The sequence below is a fragment of the Promicromonospora sp. NPDC050249 genome, from assembly GCF_040656015.1.
Lineage (GTDB): Bacteria > Actinomycetota > Actinomycetes > Actinomycetales > Cellulomonadaceae > Promicromonospora.
Window position 1 is genome coordinate 80,943 of sequence record NZ_JBFAKY010000025.1, and the last position, 16,108, is coordinate 97,050.

Consider the following 16,108-nt stretch of genomic DNA (forward strand, 5'->3'; position numbering starts at 1 on the left):
GGTTGAGCACGTGTCCCGCACGCCCCTCGCTCTCGCCGCCCTCTCGACCGCCGCCGTACCTGGTCTCGACGCCCAGTCGGTGCGCGTCGGCGAGCTCGCGGGCGACTACGACGTCGCCGTCGTCACGGGGCAGGACGACCAGGAGTGGGTGGTGCGCGCGCCCCGGAGCACGGTGGCAGGCGCGGCGCTCGAGGCCGAGATCGAGCTGCTGGACGCGCTTCGGCTGTACATCGACACCGGCGTGCTCCCGTTCGTCGTGCCGCAGGTCGCCGGCTACGCGCTGCTGCCGGAGGGTGGCCGGGCCGTGGTGCACCGGCGGATCATCGGCAGCACCCTCGACGTCGAGTCGCTGGAGCCGGGCCCCGGCCTGGCGGCAGACCTGGGCCGGGCGATCGCCGCGATCCACGAGCTGCCGACGTCGGTCGTGGAGACCTGCGGCCTGCCCAGCTACACGGCGTCCGAGTACCGCGAGCGTCGCCTCACCGAGGTGGACGAGGCCGCGCGGACCGGCCGGATCCCGCCCACCCTGCTGCGGCGCTGGGAGGCGGCGCTCGAGGACGTCTCCCTCTGGAAGTTCAAGCCGGTGGTCGCGCACGGCGACCTGGCGCCCGACCAGCTGCTCGTGGACCGGCAGCGGGTCGTCGCGATCTCGGGCTGGGCGGAGGCCCGCGTGGCAGACCCCGCCGACGACCTCGCATGGCTCATCGCGGCGGCTCCGCTCGAAGCCGTCGACTCGATCATGGAGGCGTACCAGCTGCGCCGCACCGAGCTGAGCGACTCCCGCCTGGCCGAGCGCGCGATGCTCGTGGGTGAGCTCGCGCTCGCGCGGTGGCTGCTGCACGGCGTGCGGCACCGGCTGCCCGAGGTGGTCGAGGACGCGACGTCGATGCTGGAGGACCTGGACGAGGCGACGCTCGAAGAGGGCGCGTAGTCACTCGCCGCGGATGAGCGCCTCCAGCTCCGCCTCGTCGAGCAGGCGCTCCGGCCGGACCGTCGTGTCCGAGCCCACGTAGTAGAACGCGGCGCTCACCTGCTCCAGCGGCAGCCCCGTCCAGCGCGACCACGCCAGCCGGTACACCGCGAGCTGCACCTCGCGGGCGCCGCGCGCCGCGGCGTCGAGCGGCTCGCGGCCGGTCTTCCAGTCCACGACCACCACGGCGTCCGGTCCTGTGGCCGGGTCCCGGAAGACGGCGTCCATACGGCAGCGCAGCATGACGCCGGCCACCGGCGTCTCGACGTCGACCTCCACCGCGACGGGCGTGCGGGCCGCCCACTCCGAGCCGAGGAAAGTGTCGCGCAGCTTGTCGAGGTCGGTGTCCTCCGGGAGGTCGTCGTCCTCGGCGCTGGGCAGGTCGTCGACGTCGAGCAGTGTGGCCGACGTGAAGAACTGCTCCACCCACTCGTGGAACCGGGTACCCCGGCGGGCGTGCACCGTCGGCTGCACCGGCACGGGGCGGCGGAGCTGGAGGGCGAACGCCTCGCGGTCCGCGGCGAGCCGCACCAGGCCGGACGCCGAGACGTGCGCCGGGAAGGCGATCTCCCGGTCGGCGTGCCGGTCCCGCTCGGCAAGGAGCATGCGGGCGAGATCGACCAAGTCGTGGCCCGCGGCGTCGGTGACGGCGCCCCGCGGCGCGGTGAGCGCGTCGGCAGGCAGGCGCATGGCGGCCAGTGCGACGAGGCGCTCCTCCGCGGCCTCGTCCACGAGCTCGGCGGTGGCGCGCAGCACGTCACGGGCGGTCAGCAGCTGGCTCCCAGCCGCGTCTGGCCGCGTCCCCGCCTGGTCCTGGCCGCCGTCCGGAGCGGGCCAGACCGCGGTCAGCTCCTCCGCGTTGCGCGGGTTCTCGGCGTCCGGGGCCGGCATGGGGGCCCAGAGGTCGGTGTTGACCAGACCCGCGTCAGCCAGCTCGGCGAGGAACGGGGAGACGCCGCGCGGGCGGCTCGCCGAACCCCACCACGAGGCCGTGAGGAAGAGCTCGCGCCGGGCGCGCGTGAACGCCACGTACGCCAGCCGGCGCTCCTCGGCGAGGCGGTGCTCACCACACTCGTACTTGAACTCGTCGCGCAGCGCGATGAGGTCCTTGGTGTCGGAGGCGCGCTCCCAGCCGAAGTTCGGCAGGTCGTCCGCGTCGCCGCGCAGGTGGTAAGGCAGCTCGCCCAGGTCGGACAGCCAGCCCGACGACGACTCGCCCGACCGCGAACCCCTGTCCCACGTCGGGAAGGCGCCGTCGGCCAGTCCGGCAACGGCCACCGCGTCCCACTCCAGCCCCTTGGCTGCATGCGCGGTGATCACCTGGACGGCGTCCGGGTCGGGCTCGTGCACGGGCATGTCGAGGCCGCGCTCCTTCTCCCCCGCCACACCGAGCCAGGCGAGGAACGCGCCGAGCGTCGCCGTGTCCGACGACTGCGCGAACGATGCGGCCACGTCCCGGAACGCGTCGAGATGCTCGCGGCCACGGTCGCTCACCGCTCCGCCGACACCGGCGCTCGTCAGGGCGGCCGCTGTGGCCGCCTCGACGTCGAGGCCGAGCGCACGCTCCGCCTGGACCACCAGCTCGGGCAGCGACAGGTACGTGAGGCCGCGCAGGTCCCGCAGCAGCTGGGCCAGCGCGGTCAGCCGCAGGTGAGCGTCCGGGGACAGCACCCGGCCGTCGCGAGCCGGCTTCCCGGCCGGCGGCAGATCGTCGAGCGCGTCGACTATCGAGCGGTGGTCCGAGATGTCGCCCTCGACGACACGGGGGTCCTCGTCCGTATCGCCGTCAGAACCGTCCGCGCCGTCCACCCGGGCCGCGGACGCCGCGGCCGTGCGCGGGTCGTCCATCCGCGCCAGGTCCGCCGCCCAGGAGCCCAGGGCGTGGAGGTCGGCGGCCCCGAGGTTGAGGCGCGGGCCGGTCAGGAGGCGCATCAGCGAGTCACCGCGGGACGGGTCGTGCGCGGCCTGGAGCAGCGCGACGACGTCGACCACCTCGGGCGTGGACAGCAGACCACCCAGGCCGACCACCTCCACCGGGAGGCCACGGCGGCGCAGCGCCACCTCGAGGGTGGGGAACTGCGCTCGAGCCCGGCAGAGGACGGCGGCGGTCGACCGCCCGTCCGGGTGGGCGCCGGAGCGCCAGCGTGCGGCCACCCACTCGGCGACCGCCTCTGCCTCCTCCTCCAGCGTGGCCGCCACGTGCGCCGACACCACTCCCTCGCCCGCCCCTGGCCGCAGGTCCAGCGGGGGCACCTCGACGTTCGTGCCGGCCCCGGTCCGCGAGCGCAGCGGGCCCGACACGATGTTCGCGGCGGTGAGCACGGCGGCGTCGTTGCGCCAGGACGTGGACAGATAGTGCACGGCGGCGGGGACGCCGTCGTCGCGCTGGAAACGGCCTGGGAAGCGGGCGAGGCCCGCCGCGGAGGCGCCGCGCCATCCGTAGATGGACTGGTGCGGGTCGCCGACGGCGGTCACGGGGTGGCCGCCGCCGAACAGGCCGGACAGCAGCTCGACCTGGGCGTAGGACGTGTCCTGGTACTCGTCGAGGAGCACGACCTCGAACCGCGCCCGCTCGGCGGCGCCCACGAGCGGCACCTCGCGGGCGAGCTGGGCGGCGAAGGCGACCTGGTCGCCGAAGTCGAGTGCCTCTGCGATGCGCTTGCGGCGGCGGTACTCGACGACGAGGTCCACGAACCGGGCCCGTTCGGCGACCGAGCTGATGAGCTTGTCGACGTCCTTGGTGCGCTTCTTCTGCTTCGGTCCGAGCGGGATGGACTCGAGGTGCTCTGCCATCTCGGTCAGGCGGTCGCGGGCGTCGGCGGGGTCGACGAGGTGCTCGCCCAGCGCGCTGGACAGGGCCACGACGGCGCCGGTGACGGTGCTGACCGCCTTGTCGGTGCCGAGGTCCTCGTCCCAGGACTCGACCACCTGGGAGGCGAGCTGCCACTGCTCGGCCTGGCCGAGCAGGCGGGCGCTCGGTTCGACGCCGAGGCGGAGGCCGTGGTCGGCGACCAGGGAGGCGGCGTAGGCGTTGTAGGTGGCGACGGTGGGCCGGTCGAGGTCCAGGCCGGCGAGTGCCTCGCCCGACTCCTCGCCCAGCGCCCGGTTGAGCTGCGCCAGCCGCGTCTGCACGCGCTGGGTGAGCTCGCCCGCGGCCTTGCGCGTGAACGTCAGGCCGAGCACCTGCTCGGGCTGGACCAGCTTGTTGGCGATGAGCCATACGACGCGCGCGGCCATGGTCTCGGTCTTGCCGGAGCCTGCACCCGCGACGACGAGCGCCGGCTCCAGGGGCGACTCGATGACCCGGACCTGCTCGTCGGTGGGCTCGTGGCGACCGAGCAGCCGGGCGATCGCGCGTGCGGACAGCCGGATCTCCGGCTCGTGCCTGGTCACTCGACCACCTTCCGTCCCTCGGGCTGCAGCGGGCAGGAACGCCGCACCGGACACACCTCGCACAGGTCGTTGTTCTTCGCCGCGAACTTCGCAGCGGCCATCGTGTCGGCGGCACCCTCCACGGTGTCGCGCGCCCAGCTGTTGCCGTCCTCGTCCGGGACCAGGGCGGGCTGGTTCCGCACGCTCGCCGAGACGGTCTCGGTGCCGACGTAGACGAGGCTCGCACCCTTGCTGACGGTGCCCTCCGGCAGGTCGAGAGCGCCCTCCTCCACGGCGAGCTGGTAGGCGCCGAGCTGCGGGTTCTCCGCCGCCTTGTCCTTGCTGGCCGCGGACTTGCCGGTCTTGAGGTCGGCCACCGTCACGCCGCCGTCGCCCGCGTCCTCGACACGGTCGACCTGGCCGCGCAGCCGGGCGCGCCCCACCTGCAGGTCGAAGTCGGCCTCCACGAGGAGCGGTTCACCCGAGTCGGCGAGGTAGTCCGCGAGCCGCTCCACCATGCGCTCGGCCCGTTTGCGGAGCTGCAGCGACGGCCAGCCCTCTGGCAGAGCGAGCTCCGGCCAGCGCCGGTCCAGCTCCTTCTTCAGCTCGGTGAGCGAACCCTTCGGATAGCTCTGCGCTATCGAGTGCAGCAGCGTGCCGAGGGTCTGGTGCGTGGCGTCGGGCTTGGTGCCGCCCGCGGCCTCGAGCGCCCAGCGCAGGGCGCACGTGGTCACCGTCTCGACCTTCGACGGCGACACCTTTACCGTGTCCTGGACACCCCACAGCGGAACCTCGCTCGACACCCCGGCGACGCCGTACCAGGTGCTCGGGTCCGCCTCGGCGACGCCCGCCGCCGAGAGGTCGGCAAGGAGGGCGGCGGCGGGCTGGTTGCCCGGCGTCGCGAGCGCGGCCGCGCGCACCAGCTCCGACCGGGCGGCGGCCACCACGCCGCGCAGGTCGAGCGGCGGGCCGACCGGCACGCGCCGGGGGTCCGGCCCGTCGCCGCCGTCGTTCCGTGGCGACACGAGGTCGCAGAACACGCTGGGTGCTTCCTCCGTGTCCTCCACGGCGGTGACGAGGAGGCGACGTCGGGCGCGGGAGACCGCTACCGCGAAGGCACGCAGCTCGTCCGTGAGGACCTGCCGCCGAGCCTCCGCGCCGACGACCCGGCCGTCCTCCGACCGGCCGGCGATGAGCTCGACGAGCGCCTGCGAGCCGAGCAGGGAGTCGCGCAGCCGCAGGTCGGGCCAGACGCCGTCCTGCACACCGGCCACGACCACCACGTCCCACTCGCGCCCGGCCGCCCCGGGCGGTGTGAGCGCCTCCACGGCGCCCGCACCCTGTGCCGACGCCGCCAGCGAGTCGGCCGGGAGGTCCTGCGACGCGAGGTAGTCGACGAACGCGGCGACCGGCGCGCCCGGCATCCGGTCCACGAAGGTCTCCGCCGCGCGGAACAGCGCGAGCACGGAGTCGAGGTCACGGTCGGCGCGCAGGCCTGCCGGACCACCGGCGAGGGCGTAGGCGCTCCACCGCTCGGCCAGGCCTGTCGCCGCCCAGACGGCCCAGAGCACCGTCTGCGCCGTGGCGCCCGGCTCCCCTGCGGCCTCGCGCCCGGCGGCCAGCACCCGTGCCACGGCGAGCGGCCCGCGCCGCACCTGCGTGGGCAGCAGAGCCGCGCGCGCCGGATCGGCCAGCACCTCGACCAGCAGGGTGTCCGACGTGCGGCCCCCGCCCGCCGACAGCTCCTCCGACCGCAGGGCACGCCGCAGCCTGCGCAGCGCCACGGCGTCGAGCCCGCCGATCGGCGAGACCAGCAGGTGTGCGGCCGTCTCGGGGTCCAGGACCGGCTCGGCGCCGTCGAGCTCCTCGGCGATCAGGGCCTCGAGGCTCCCGCGCGGCGCGCCTGCGCACGTCTTCACGGCCGCCAGCAGCGGCGCCACGGCGGGCTCGTCCCGCAGCGGGAGGTCCGACCCGAGCAGCGCGACCGGCACCGACGCCGAGACCAGCTCACGCCGCAGTGCCGCCAGCCGCGTACCGCTGCGGGCGATCACCGCCATCCGTTCCCAGGGCGTGCCGCGCAGCAGGTGCTCGGCCCGCAGCTCACGGGCGATCCAGGCCGCCTCCTGTGCCGCACCCGAGAGCACCGCCACCTGGACGGACGACGCGACCCCGGCGGGTGCCTCCGAGGTGGCGGGCGCCTTCGCCGCGGCGGAGCCATCCGCCGCGGACCCGGCACCGGTCGGCGCCCCAGCGGCCGGCTCAGCCTCGGCAGGCTTCGGCGCATACGCCGTGGCACGCCGGTGCATCGCACTCGCAGACACCGGGATCCGGTTCGTCACCGCGCGGGTGACCGCACGCAGCTCGGGCAGCTGCCGCCAGACCGTCCCGAGCACGATCGTCTCCGCGTCGAACGCGCCGAAGGCACGACCGGGACCGGCCGGCGCGGCGGCACGGCCCGTGAGCCCCGGCGCGGCGCCACGGAAGGTCTGGACCGCGGAGTCCGGGTCGGACAGCAGGACCAGCCGCGCGCCGTCGTCGTGCAGCACCCGCAGGAGCCGGACCGTCGCCGCAGTGGCCTCCTGGTAGTCGTCGACCACCACCAGGTCCCAGGTGGGCCGCGCCATGCCCGGCACCTCGTCCTCCCAGGAACGCAACGACTCGGCGGCCTCGTCGATGACCACCGCGGGGTCGTAGCGCGGCCCGGCGTCGGGCGTGCCGAGCCGCAGCGCCGTCGTGTCGAGGTACTCCTCGTAGATCTGCGCCGCCATCACCCACTCGGGGCGGTCGTTCGCGCGCCCCATCTCGTCCAGCTCGACCGGGCCGAGCCCTCGCTCGGCGGCCCGCATGAGCAGGTCACGCAGCTCCTGCCGCAGTCCACGCAGGCCGAGCGACTCCTCCGGCAGACCGGCGGGCAGCGCGAGCGGCCGCCCTTCTCCGGCCACGTGACCGGCAAGCAGCTCGGCAAGCACCAGGTCCTGCTCCGGGCCCGAGACCAGGGTGGGCGTCGGCTGCTCGAGCGCGGCGGCGCGCTTGTGCAGCACCGCGAACGCGGCCGACGATGCCGTGCGAACCATCGGCGCACCGACCGTGCGCCCGGCCCGAGCAGCTACCTCGTCTCGCAGACGCGCCGCGGCGCGTCGGGAGGACGCGAGGACCAGTACACGCTCGGGCTGCACGCCCGAGTCCAGCGCCCGCACCGCGACCTCGCAGGTGACGGTGGTCTTGCCCGACCCGGGCGCCCCCAGGACCAGCGTCGCCCGGTTGCTCAGCGCAGCCTCTACGGCCGCCGACTGGGTGTCGTCGAGCGGCACACCGCCCTCGACCAGCACAGATCCCGCCGCGCCGGGACGGTGCCCGGGCGGCGTCAGCCGAGGTGCGAGGGAGAGGGTTGGTGTCACGCGAACGATCGAACCACGAGCCACTGACACTCCCCGACCCCCCGCGCTGGGACGTCGGCAATGCCCGTTTCGTCCTGTGGAAAGGCGTTCAGTCCTCGTCCGGTACCGGCGCGCCGGGAACGGGCCAGGGCTCGGGGATGCAGCCGCTGGTGGTGGTGGTCTGCTGCACCATCACCGTCGCGTGCTCACCCTCACCGGCACACAGGTCGTGGTGGTAGCCGATCACATGCCCCACCTCGTGGTTCACGAGGTACTGCCGGTAGCGCTCGGTGCTCTCCCACGCCTGGGAGCCCTTCGCCCAGCGCTTGAAGTTGAGCACCGCGGTCTCCTCGATGCCGCACGAGAGCTCGCCGATCGTGTCCAGCGGGAGGCAGAGCCGGTCGGTCGTCGCGGGGCTGGCGAGCACCACACGCGCGTCGTACCTGTCGGAGTCGGTCCAGGCAAAGGTGGATCCGTCGGCGGCGTTCCAGCCGCGCGGGTCGTTCAGGGTGGCCAGTACCGACTCGGCGAAGACCTCCGGATCCACCGGGAGCCCCTTCTCGACGGCGATCTGGACCCGCCAGACCTTGCCCTCCGCGGGCGCGGGACGAGACCCGCGGACCACGACGAGCCTGCCGGACAGCTCCTCCTTCACCGCGACCCTCGTACCGAGCAGGCCGGAACCCGGCTCCGGCGTCGGCCCGACGGCAGCGCGAGGGCTCAGGCTGGGCGACGGCGGCGCCGACTTCTCGGCGGACGGCGCTCCCGCCGAGGCCGCGGCCCGGGGTTCGGGCAGCTCGGGGCCCGGAAGCTCGGTCAGCCCCTCAGCAGCGGTGCCGACGCCTGCACCGGTCCCCGAGGCGGCCCCGGTTCCCGAGGCTGCTTCGGCCGCCGAGGCGGCACCCGCCGACGCCGCGGTCGCGGGGGGCGACGTCCGTTCGCCGGACCTGGCCGCTTCGTACGCGTTCCGCACCGCGGCGGCCGCCTCGGCACCCAGGCTGTCCTCGACGGCTCCTGCGACGACTGCGGCGGACGCGTCCGGCTCCGTGCTCATGGTGACCGCGATGCCTCCGCCCAGCCCTGCCGCCAGGCAGAGGCTGAGCGCGACCGCCGCCCGCCGAGGGTCCTGCGCGGCGCGGCGGCGCACCTTCCGCGCCACGGAACGGCTAGCGGCCACACCCTCCGTCAGGAGGCCGGCGGGCGCACCTCCACGGGCGTGCCGGCCGGCGCGCCGTGCGGAGGACTGTCTGCTCACGCCGACCATGGTGCCACGCGCCCGGCCGCACGCCCATGCCCTCGTCCACAGGAATGCGAGACCGGCAGGCCCGCGCCTCCTCGTTCCCGGCCCCGTGTCGTCTCTCCTGTCGGCTCACGGCGAAACCGAGGGCAGACGGCGCCGACGCGTGACTAGGATCGACAGGCCGGGCCCCCGGATCACCGGGCGCACGGCGCAATCCCCGACCGAACTGGAGTAAAAGTGGACGTCACCATCGGTGTGCAGAACCTGCCTCGCGAGGTCGTGGTCGAGACGGAAGCGAGCGCGGACGCCGTCGCGACTGCCGTCAAGAAGGCCCTGGCCGGTGGCACCCTCGAGCTCACCGACTCGCGCGGCCGCCTCGTGATCGTCCCCGGCGCCGCGATCGGCTACGTCGAGATCGGTTCCGAGGCGCAGCGCAAGGTCGGCTTCGGCGCGGTCTGAGCACGTTGTACCCCACGCCATGTGGCGGACGGCACACCCGCACGCGCCGTCCGCCACGTGGCGTTCATTACTAACGGGGCTGTTCACCGTGTTTCGCTAACCACTCGGAAACATCGTGCGCGTACCATGAATCCCGTACATCGGTTGCCCGGTCGTCACGTTCCGACCCCCGAGCCTGTGCTTCGGCCTCCCAGAGGCCGCCCCGACAGGACGCGCAGCCTGGGTCCATCCCGGCGCGCGATGATTTTCACGATCGGCTGCCGCACGAAGGCGCGATCGCCGGGCCATGAGGGCCCACCGCGCCGCGAGAGATGAAGGCGCCAGTGACTACCACAGACACCCCGGCCGCAGACGCGGTCATCACGACAGATCCCGAGCCCACGATGAGCTCAGGACCCGACTACTCCAGCCCGTCCGCCATCCAGGCGCAGAACGTGACGTTCGCGGACTTCGGCGTCCGCCCCGAGATCGTCGAGGCGCTCAAGGACGCGGGCATCACCCACCCGTTCCCGATCCAGGCGATGACGCTTCCCGTCGCGATGAGCGGGCACGACATCATCGGCCAGGCCAAGACCGGTACCGGCAAGACGCTCGGCTTCGGCGTACCGCTGCTGCACCGCGTCGTCGCCCCCGGCGAGCCCGGCTACGACCAGCTCGTCGCCCCCGGCAAGCCGCAGGCGGTCGTCGTGGTCCCCACGCGCGAGCTCGCCGTGCAGGTGGCGAACGACCTGAGCGCGGCGTCCTCGCGGCGCAGCGTGCGGATCGTGCAGGTCTACGGCGGCCGTGCCTACGAGCCGCAGATCGAGGCCATGAAGACCGGCGTCGACGTGGTTGTCGGCACGCCGGGCCGCATGATCGACCTGCTGAACCAGGGTCACCTCAACCTGCTCCGCGCGGCGACCGTCGTGCTCGACGAGGCCGACGAGATGCTCGACCTCGGGTTCCTGCCCGACGTCGAGAAGATCCTTGCCCGCACCCCCGCGCAGCGGCACACCATGCTGTTCAGCGCGACCATGCCGGGCGCAGTGGTCTCCATGGCCCGCCGCTACATGAAGCAGCCCACGCACATCCGGGCCGCCGAGCCGGACGACCAGGGCGCGACGGTCAAGAACATCAAGCAGGTCGTGTACCGGGCCCACGCCCTGGACAAGATCGAGGTGCTCGCCCGCCTGCTCCAGTCCGAGGGCCGCGGCCGCAGCATCGTGTTCGCCCGCACCAAGCGCACTGCCGCCAAGGTCGCGGACGAGCTGCAGACGCGCGGCTTCGCAGCCGGCGCGATCCACGGCGACCTGGGCCAGGGCGCACGCGAGCAGGCACTGCGCGCGTTCCGCAACGGCAAGATCGACGTGCTCGTCGCGACCGACGTCGCCGCCCGCGGCATCGACGTCGACGACGTCACGCACGTGGTCAACTACCAGTGCCCCGAGGACGAGCGCATCTACCTGCACCGGGTGGGCCGCACCGGCCGCGCGGGCAACACCGGAACTGCCGTCACCTTCGTGGACTGGGACGACGTGCCGCGCTGGTCGCTCATCGACAAGGCGCTCGAGATCGGGTACCCCGAGCCGGTCGAGACGTACTCCACGTCGCCGCACCTGTTCGCCGACCTGAGCATCCCCGAGGGCACCAAGGGCCGCCTGCCGCGGTCCGCGCAGCACCTCGCAGGGCTGGACGCCGAGGACGTCGAGGACCTGGGCGAGACGGGCAAGCGCAACAGCGGCTCCCGATCCGGCGGTTCGCGCTCCGGCGCGCCTCGTTCAGGGGCGCCGCGCTCCGGTGCACCCCGTTCGGGCGGGCGGCAGGGCGGCTCGCACGGCGAGCCTCGCGCCACCTCGCGGCCCGACGGCGGCGCCGTCGCCGGCGGCAGCACCTCGGCCAGCAGCAGCGTGACCAGCGGTGACAGTGCTGCGGCGTCGGCCGAACGCCCGGCGTCCGGTGGCGACGAGGACGGTCAGCGCCGCCGTCGCAGCCGCAACCGCCGTCGCACGCGGGGCGGCCAGCAGGAGAGCTGACCCCGGCGATCCGCGAAGTAGAGCGCCTGTCCGAGACTCCCGGCTTCACCCGGGAAGTCTCGGACAGGCGCTCTACTTCGCGGATCGCGTAGGTTGCTACCCGTGCAGATCGAGTTCACCGCTCCCCTGTGGCAGTGGCAGGTACGTACCGACTCCTGGTGGTTCGTGACCGTGCCGCCCGACCCTTCCGACGAGCTGGCCGACCTCCCGCTGCCTCCGCGCGGGTTCGGCTCCATCCGGGTGCGTGTGACCGTAGGGAAGACCACCTGGACCACCTCCGTCTTCCCGAGCGACAAGGACGGCGGCTACGTGCTGCCCATGAAGAAGAAGGTGCGGGAGGCCGAGAGCCTCGTCCCGGAGAAGCCGGTCTCGGTGACCCTGGAGACCATCGACATCTGATCCGTCCGACCCGGCGCTGACCCGGCACTGGCAGGGTCCGGGAGGTCGAGGGATCAGACCGTGCGGACGAACTCGATGACGCCGTTCGCGATCATCTGGGTGGCGATCGCCGCGAGCAGCACGCCCGCGATGCGGGTCACCAGGGTCACGCCGGAGTCCTTGAGCACCCTGTGCACCAGACCGGCGAACCGCATGGCCGCCCAGGTGCAGACGCACACCGCGACGATGCCGATGCCGATCGACGCGTAGTGCCCGGTGGCGGACTCGCCCGCGCTCACACCCTGCTGCACGAACACCATGGTGGCGACGATCGTGCCGGGGCCGGCGAGCAGCGGGGTCGCGAGCGGCACCAGGGCGACGTTCTTGGCGGCCCCGCCGGCGTCCGTCCCACCGGCGTCCATCTTGCCCATGAGCAGCTCCAGCGCGACCAGGAGCAGGAGCAGCCCGCCCGACGCCTGGAGCGCCGCGAGCGAGATCCCCATGTGCTCCAGCAGCAGCTGGCCGAACACCGCGAACACCACGATCACGCCGAAGGCCACGAAGATCGCGGTACGCGCAGCGCGCTTGCGGTCGTGCGCGGTCATCCGCGAGGTCAGCGCGAGGAAGACCGGCACGGTGCCCGGCGGGTCCATGATCACGAAGAGCGTCACGAAGACCTCGGTGAAGAGCGCTACGTCGAACCAGCTCACCGGAGCACCTCGAGGGTGCCCTGCTCCACGATCGCCTCGAGCACCTCGGGCTCGGTCGTGTTCTCGCCGATGAGGTTGCGCTTGCCCGACCCATGGAAGTCGCTCGACCCCGTCACCAGCAGGTCCAGTGACTCGGCGATATCGCGCAGCCGGCGGCGCGTGTCCGGGGTGTGGTCGCGGTGGTCCACCTCGAGCCCCGCGAGCCCCGCAGCGGCGAGCTCCTCGATGGTCGAGTCGGGGACCACCCGGCCACGTGCGTCGGCCCCGGGGTGCGCGAAGACCGGCACCCCGCCCGCTGCCCGGACCGCCTTGACGGTGGCTACGGCGTCGGGCGCGTAGTGGCCCACGTAGTAGCGGGTGCCGGTGCGGAGCATCGTGGCGAACGCCTCGTCACGGTCGCGCACGACACCGGCCGCCACCAGCGCGTCTGCGATATGCGGGCGGCCGATCGTCGTGCCGGACTGCGTCTGGGCGAGCAGGTCGTCCCACGTGATCGGGTAGTCCTCGCCGAGGAGGGCCACCATGCGCCGGGCGCGGGACGTGCGGTCGTCGCGCGTCCGCTCCGTCTCGGCCACCAGGTCGGGGTGCGTCGGGTCGTACAGGTACGCGAGCAGGTGCACGCCGGTGCCCCAGCCGGTGGTGCGGGCGATCGCCGAGATCTCGGCGCCGCGCACCAGACCTATCTGGAAGCGCCCGGCCGACTCGGCGGCCTCGGCCCAGCCCGATGTCGTGTCGTGGTCGGTGATGGCCAGCGTCTTGATACCGGCGAGTGCGGCGACCTCGACCAGACGCGCTGGCGAGTCGGTGCCGTCTGACGCGGTGGAGTGCGTGTGGAGGTCGATCACTCCACAAGGGTAGAGAGCCGAGGGCCTGTCGGGCGTCGCGAGCGGCGTGAGGTGCGGCACCCCCGCCGTCGTCGGCCCCTGTTGGCGGAGAAGCATCAGGCCCACACAGACCGTTCACCGACCGTTCCGCCGTCGTACGCCGCCTGCCCCAGCCGATCCCGCATCATCGAAGGGATGACGAGCAGCAACCAGACCCCGCAGGGCGCTCGGACGAGCGTCGTCTTCGTGCACGGCATGCGCAGCTCCGGCGCCATCTGGGAGAACCAGGTGCGGCACGTGCACGCAGCCGGCCACGAGGCCGTCGCCGTCGACCTGCCGGCGCACGGCGCGCGTCGCCACGAACGGTTCACCATGGACGGCGCCTTCGAGGCGCTAGACGACGCCGTCGCGAGCCTCCCCGCCGGGCCGGTAGCACTGGTCGGGCTGTCCCTGGGCGGCTACACCTCCCTCGCCTGGGCCGCTCGGCAGGGAGCCACGGACCGCCTCGTGGGCATCCTCGCGGCGGGCTGCACCTCGGACCCGAAGGGCAAGCCCGTGCGGCTCTACCGGGACGTCGCCAGGGGCGTCGCGAACGCCGCCTACCTCGGACGCCGCCTGACCGGCCGGGTGGTGCACCCGAGCGTGCACCGTCCGCGCCTCTCCGTACCCACGGTGCGCCTCCCGTTCCGCCCGCTGCGGAGCGCCCCCGGCGGCTCCGACCTGCGGCAGGTCGAGATCGCCCCGCAGCAGACCGCCGAGATGTACCGGCCCACCTGGGACGTCGTGACCGACGCGCTGACCCACCTCGCGGGACGCTCCTCGATCGCCAACGTGCGTGCCGCACGGATCCCCCTCTGGTTCGTCAACGGCGCCCGCGACGCCATGCGCATCGAGGAGCAGCGCCACCTCGCCGCGGCCCACGACGGGTCGCTCGTGGTCATCCCCGGTGCCGGGCACGACGTCAACATGGAGGCACCCTCGGCCTTCAACCGGGTGCTCACCAGGGCGCTTGCGGACTTCAACCGGCGTGCGTGAAACACTGGGCGCATGAGCGAACCCACCACCACTTCGCAGCCTGACGAGCAGGGAACCGCCGACCGCGGGGCCAACCGTTCACACCGCCCGGGCTCCGCCGCCTTCAAGAACTTCGTGATGTCGCAGTGGGCACCGCGCGCCGAGCTCGGCCTGACGGCGTCGGCCGCCGCGCGGTACACGGTCGCCCGACGCGCGGCGCTCTCCGAGCGGCTGCCGGGCATGCGCCTCGTGATCCCGGCGGGTTCGCTCAAGACCCGCTCCAACGACACCGACTACCGGTTCCGGCCGCACTCGGCGTTCGCACACCTCACCGGCCTGGGCACCGACCACGAGCCGGATGCCGTGCTGGTGCTGCACCCGGTCGAGGACGGCGCCGGCGACGGTGGTTCCAACCACCACGCCGTGCTGTACGTGCGTCCTCTCGCCCCGCGCGACAACGAGGAGTTCTACGCCGACGCCCGCTACGGCGAGTTCTGGGTGGGCGCTCGCCCGTCACTGGCCGACGTCGAGGCCCTCACCGGCATCGAGGCCCGCCACATCGACGAGCTGGGCGACGCCCTGGCGAAGGATGTCGGCGACGGCGGTGTGCACCTCCTCGTGGTGACCGGCGCGGACGACGCGGTCGAGTCGCTCGTCGAGGAGCTGCGCCTGGAGGCCGGCGAGGACGAGGACGCGCTCACCGACGAGACGCTCGTCGAGGCCACGTCCGAGCTGCGGCTCATCAAGGACGAGCACGAGATCGAGCAGATGCGCGAGGCCGTGGCCCGCACCATCGAGGGCTTCGAGGCCGTAGTGCGCGCGCTGCCGGCCGCGAAGGAGCACCGCCGCGGCGAGCGCGTCGTGGAGACCACCTTCGACGGGCACGCCCGGCTCGAGGGCAACGCGGTGGGCTACGAGACGATCGCGGCCTCGGGCGAGCACGCCACCACCCTGCACTGGATCCGGAACGACGGCGAGGTCCGCTCGGGCGACGTGCTGCTGCTCGACGGCGGCGTCGAGGTCGACTCCCTCTACACCGCGGACATCACGCGCTCCCTGCCGGTCGACGGTGAGTACACGGACGTGCAGCGCAAGATCTACCAGGCGGTGCTGGACGCGGCCGACGCGGCGTTCGCCGTCGCGAAGCCCGGCGCCAAGTTCCGCGACGTCCACGCGGCGGCCATGGAGGTCATCGCGGCCCGCCTCGAGGAGTGGGGCTTCCTGCCCGACGGCGTCACCGCCGCCGAAGCGCTCTCCGACGACGGCCAGCAGCACCGGCGCTGGATGGTGCACGGCACGTCGCACCACCTCGGCCTGGACGTGCACGACTGCGCGCAGGCGCGCCGCGAGCTCTACCTCGACGGCGTGCTGGAGCCGGGCATGGTGTTCACCATCGAGCCGGGCCTCTACTTCAAGGCCGACGACCTCGCCGTGCCCGAGGAGTTCCGCGGGATCGGCGTGCGCATCGAGGATGACGTGCTGGTCACCGCCGACGGCAACGAGAACCTCTCGGCGGCACTCCCCCGGCGTCCGGAGGACGTCGAGGCGTGGATGGCGTCGCTGCGCTGAGGCGCTGCGGGGGCTGCGGCGCGGCAGCGCTGACTTCGGTCGGTTGCACGGTGCGGACAGCTGACTTCGGTCGGTTGCACGGTGCGGACAGCTGACTTCGGTCGGTTGCTCTGAGATCGGTCGTTTGATTGACCTCGTCACGCTGTGTCCCACCGTGGTTCCCCCTTGTGTCGTGCTCCTCGC

11 protein-coding genes are annotated in these 16,108 nt (G+C 73.4%); 6 read left to right on the forward strand and 5 right to left on the reverse strand.

The genetic code is table 11. The features are described 5' to 3' along the window. The first annotated feature begins 10 nt into the window (after window positions 1–10). Window positions 11–931: a macrolide 2'-phosphotransferase gene (locus AB0I32_RS19805; protein ID WP_357509088.1), complete on the forward strand. Its 921-nt coding sequence runs from the start codon at window positions 11–13 to the stop codon at window positions 929–931. Here the strand turns inward: AB0I32_RS19805 and AB0I32_RS19810 are convergent, their stop codons facing one another. The 3 genes from AB0I32_RS19810 to AB0I32_RS19820 form a co-directional block, all read right to left on the reverse strand. Then, entirely contained in the window at window positions 932–4,363 is a 3,432-nt protein-coding gene (locus AB0I32_RS19810; protein ID WP_357509090.1) for an ATP-dependent DNA helicase, read from the reverse strand. Continuing rightward, on the reverse strand, window positions 4,360–7,740 hold the full coding sequence (locus tag AB0I32_RS19815) for an ATP-dependent DNA helicase (protein WP_357509092.1): 3,381 nt from the start codon (window positions 7,738–7,740) through the stop codon (window positions 4,360–4,362). The genes AB0I32_RS19810 and AB0I32_RS19815 overlap by 4 nt, the downstream gene beginning before the upstream one ends. Window positions 7,741–7,828: 88 nt before the next feature. Beyond that, entirely contained in the window at window positions 7,829–8,974 is a 1,146-nt protein-coding gene (locus tag AB0I32_RS19820) for a DUF3152 domain-containing protein (RefSeq protein WP_357509094.1), read from the reverse strand. A gap of 222 nt (window positions 8,975–9,196) precedes the next feature. Here AB0I32_RS19820 and AB0I32_RS19825 point away from each other — a divergent pair, with 222 nt between their 5' ends. From AB0I32_RS19825 to AB0I32_RS19835, 3 genes are all read left to right on the forward strand, one after another. Beyond that, the gene (locus AB0I32_RS19825) at window positions 9,197–9,418 is read left to right on the forward strand and encodes a DUF3107 domain-containing protein (protein ID WP_357509096.1); all 222 of its coding nucleotides are present in this window, start codon (window positions 9,197–9,199) and stop codon (window positions 9,416–9,418) included. A 383-nt stretch (window positions 9,419–9,801) separates the two neighbouring features. Further along, complete coding sequence (locus AB0I32_RS19830; RefSeq protein ID WP_357509107.1) at window positions 9,802–11,430, forward strand: DEAD/DEAH box helicase; 1,629 nt, start codon at window positions 9,802–9,804, stop codon at window positions 11,428–11,430. Between the two features lie 102 nt (window positions 11,431–11,532). After that, window positions 11,533–11,829 carry a DUF1905 domain-containing protein gene (locus AB0I32_RS19835; protein ID WP_357509098.1) on the forward strand — a complete coding sequence of 99 codons (297 nt, stop codon included), beginning with the start codon at window positions 11,533–11,535 and terminating at the stop codon, window positions 11,827–11,829. A gap of 53 nt (window positions 11,830–11,882) precedes the next feature. Here the strand turns inward: AB0I32_RS19835 and AB0I32_RS19840 are convergent, their stop codons facing one another. Then, window positions 11,883–12,518, reverse strand: coding sequence for a MarC family protein (locus AB0I32_RS19840; RefSeq protein ID WP_357456272.1), 636 nt, complete (start codon window positions 12,516–12,518; stop codon window positions 11,883–11,885). Continuing rightward, a complete protein-coding gene (locus AB0I32_RS19845; protein WP_357509100.1) occupies window positions 12,515–13,363 on the reverse strand; it encodes a PHP domain-containing protein in 849 nt (282 codons plus the stop codon). Before AB0I32_RS19845 ends, AB0I32_RS19840 begins: the two co-directional genes overlap by 4 nt. Window positions 13,364–13,537: 174 nt before the next feature. On the opposite strand from AB0I32_RS19845, the gene AB0I32_RS19850 reads away from it, so the two are divergent. Next, window positions 13,538–14,377, forward strand: a complete 840-nt coding sequence (locus AB0I32_RS19850) for an alpha/beta hydrolase (RefSeq protein WP_357509102.1) — start codon at window positions 13,538–13,540, stop codon at window positions 14,375–14,377. Window positions 14,378–14,389: 12 nt separating this feature from the next. Further along, window positions 14,390–15,925, forward strand: coding sequence for an aminopeptidase P family protein (locus tag AB0I32_RS19855; RefSeq protein WP_357509104.1), 1,536 nt, complete (start codon window positions 14,390–14,392; stop codon window positions 15,923–15,925). The last annotated feature ends 183 nt before the right edge of the window (window positions 15,926–16,108 follow it).

Bases quoted from the DNA above. Each gene is read 5' to 3' on its own strand.
- AB0I32_RS19850 (WP_357509102.1), top strand. From the start codon at position 13,538: ATGACGAGCAGCAACCAGACCCCGCAGGGCGCTCGGACGAGCGTCGTC.
- AB0I32_RS19855 (WP_357509104.1), top strand. From the start codon at position 14,390: ATGAGCGAACCCACCACCACTTCGCAGCCTGACGAGCAGGGAACCGCC.
- AB0I32_RS19830 (WP_357509107.1), top strand. From the start codon at position 9,802: ATGAGCTCAGGACCCGACTACTCCAGCCCGTCCGCCATCCAGGCGCAG.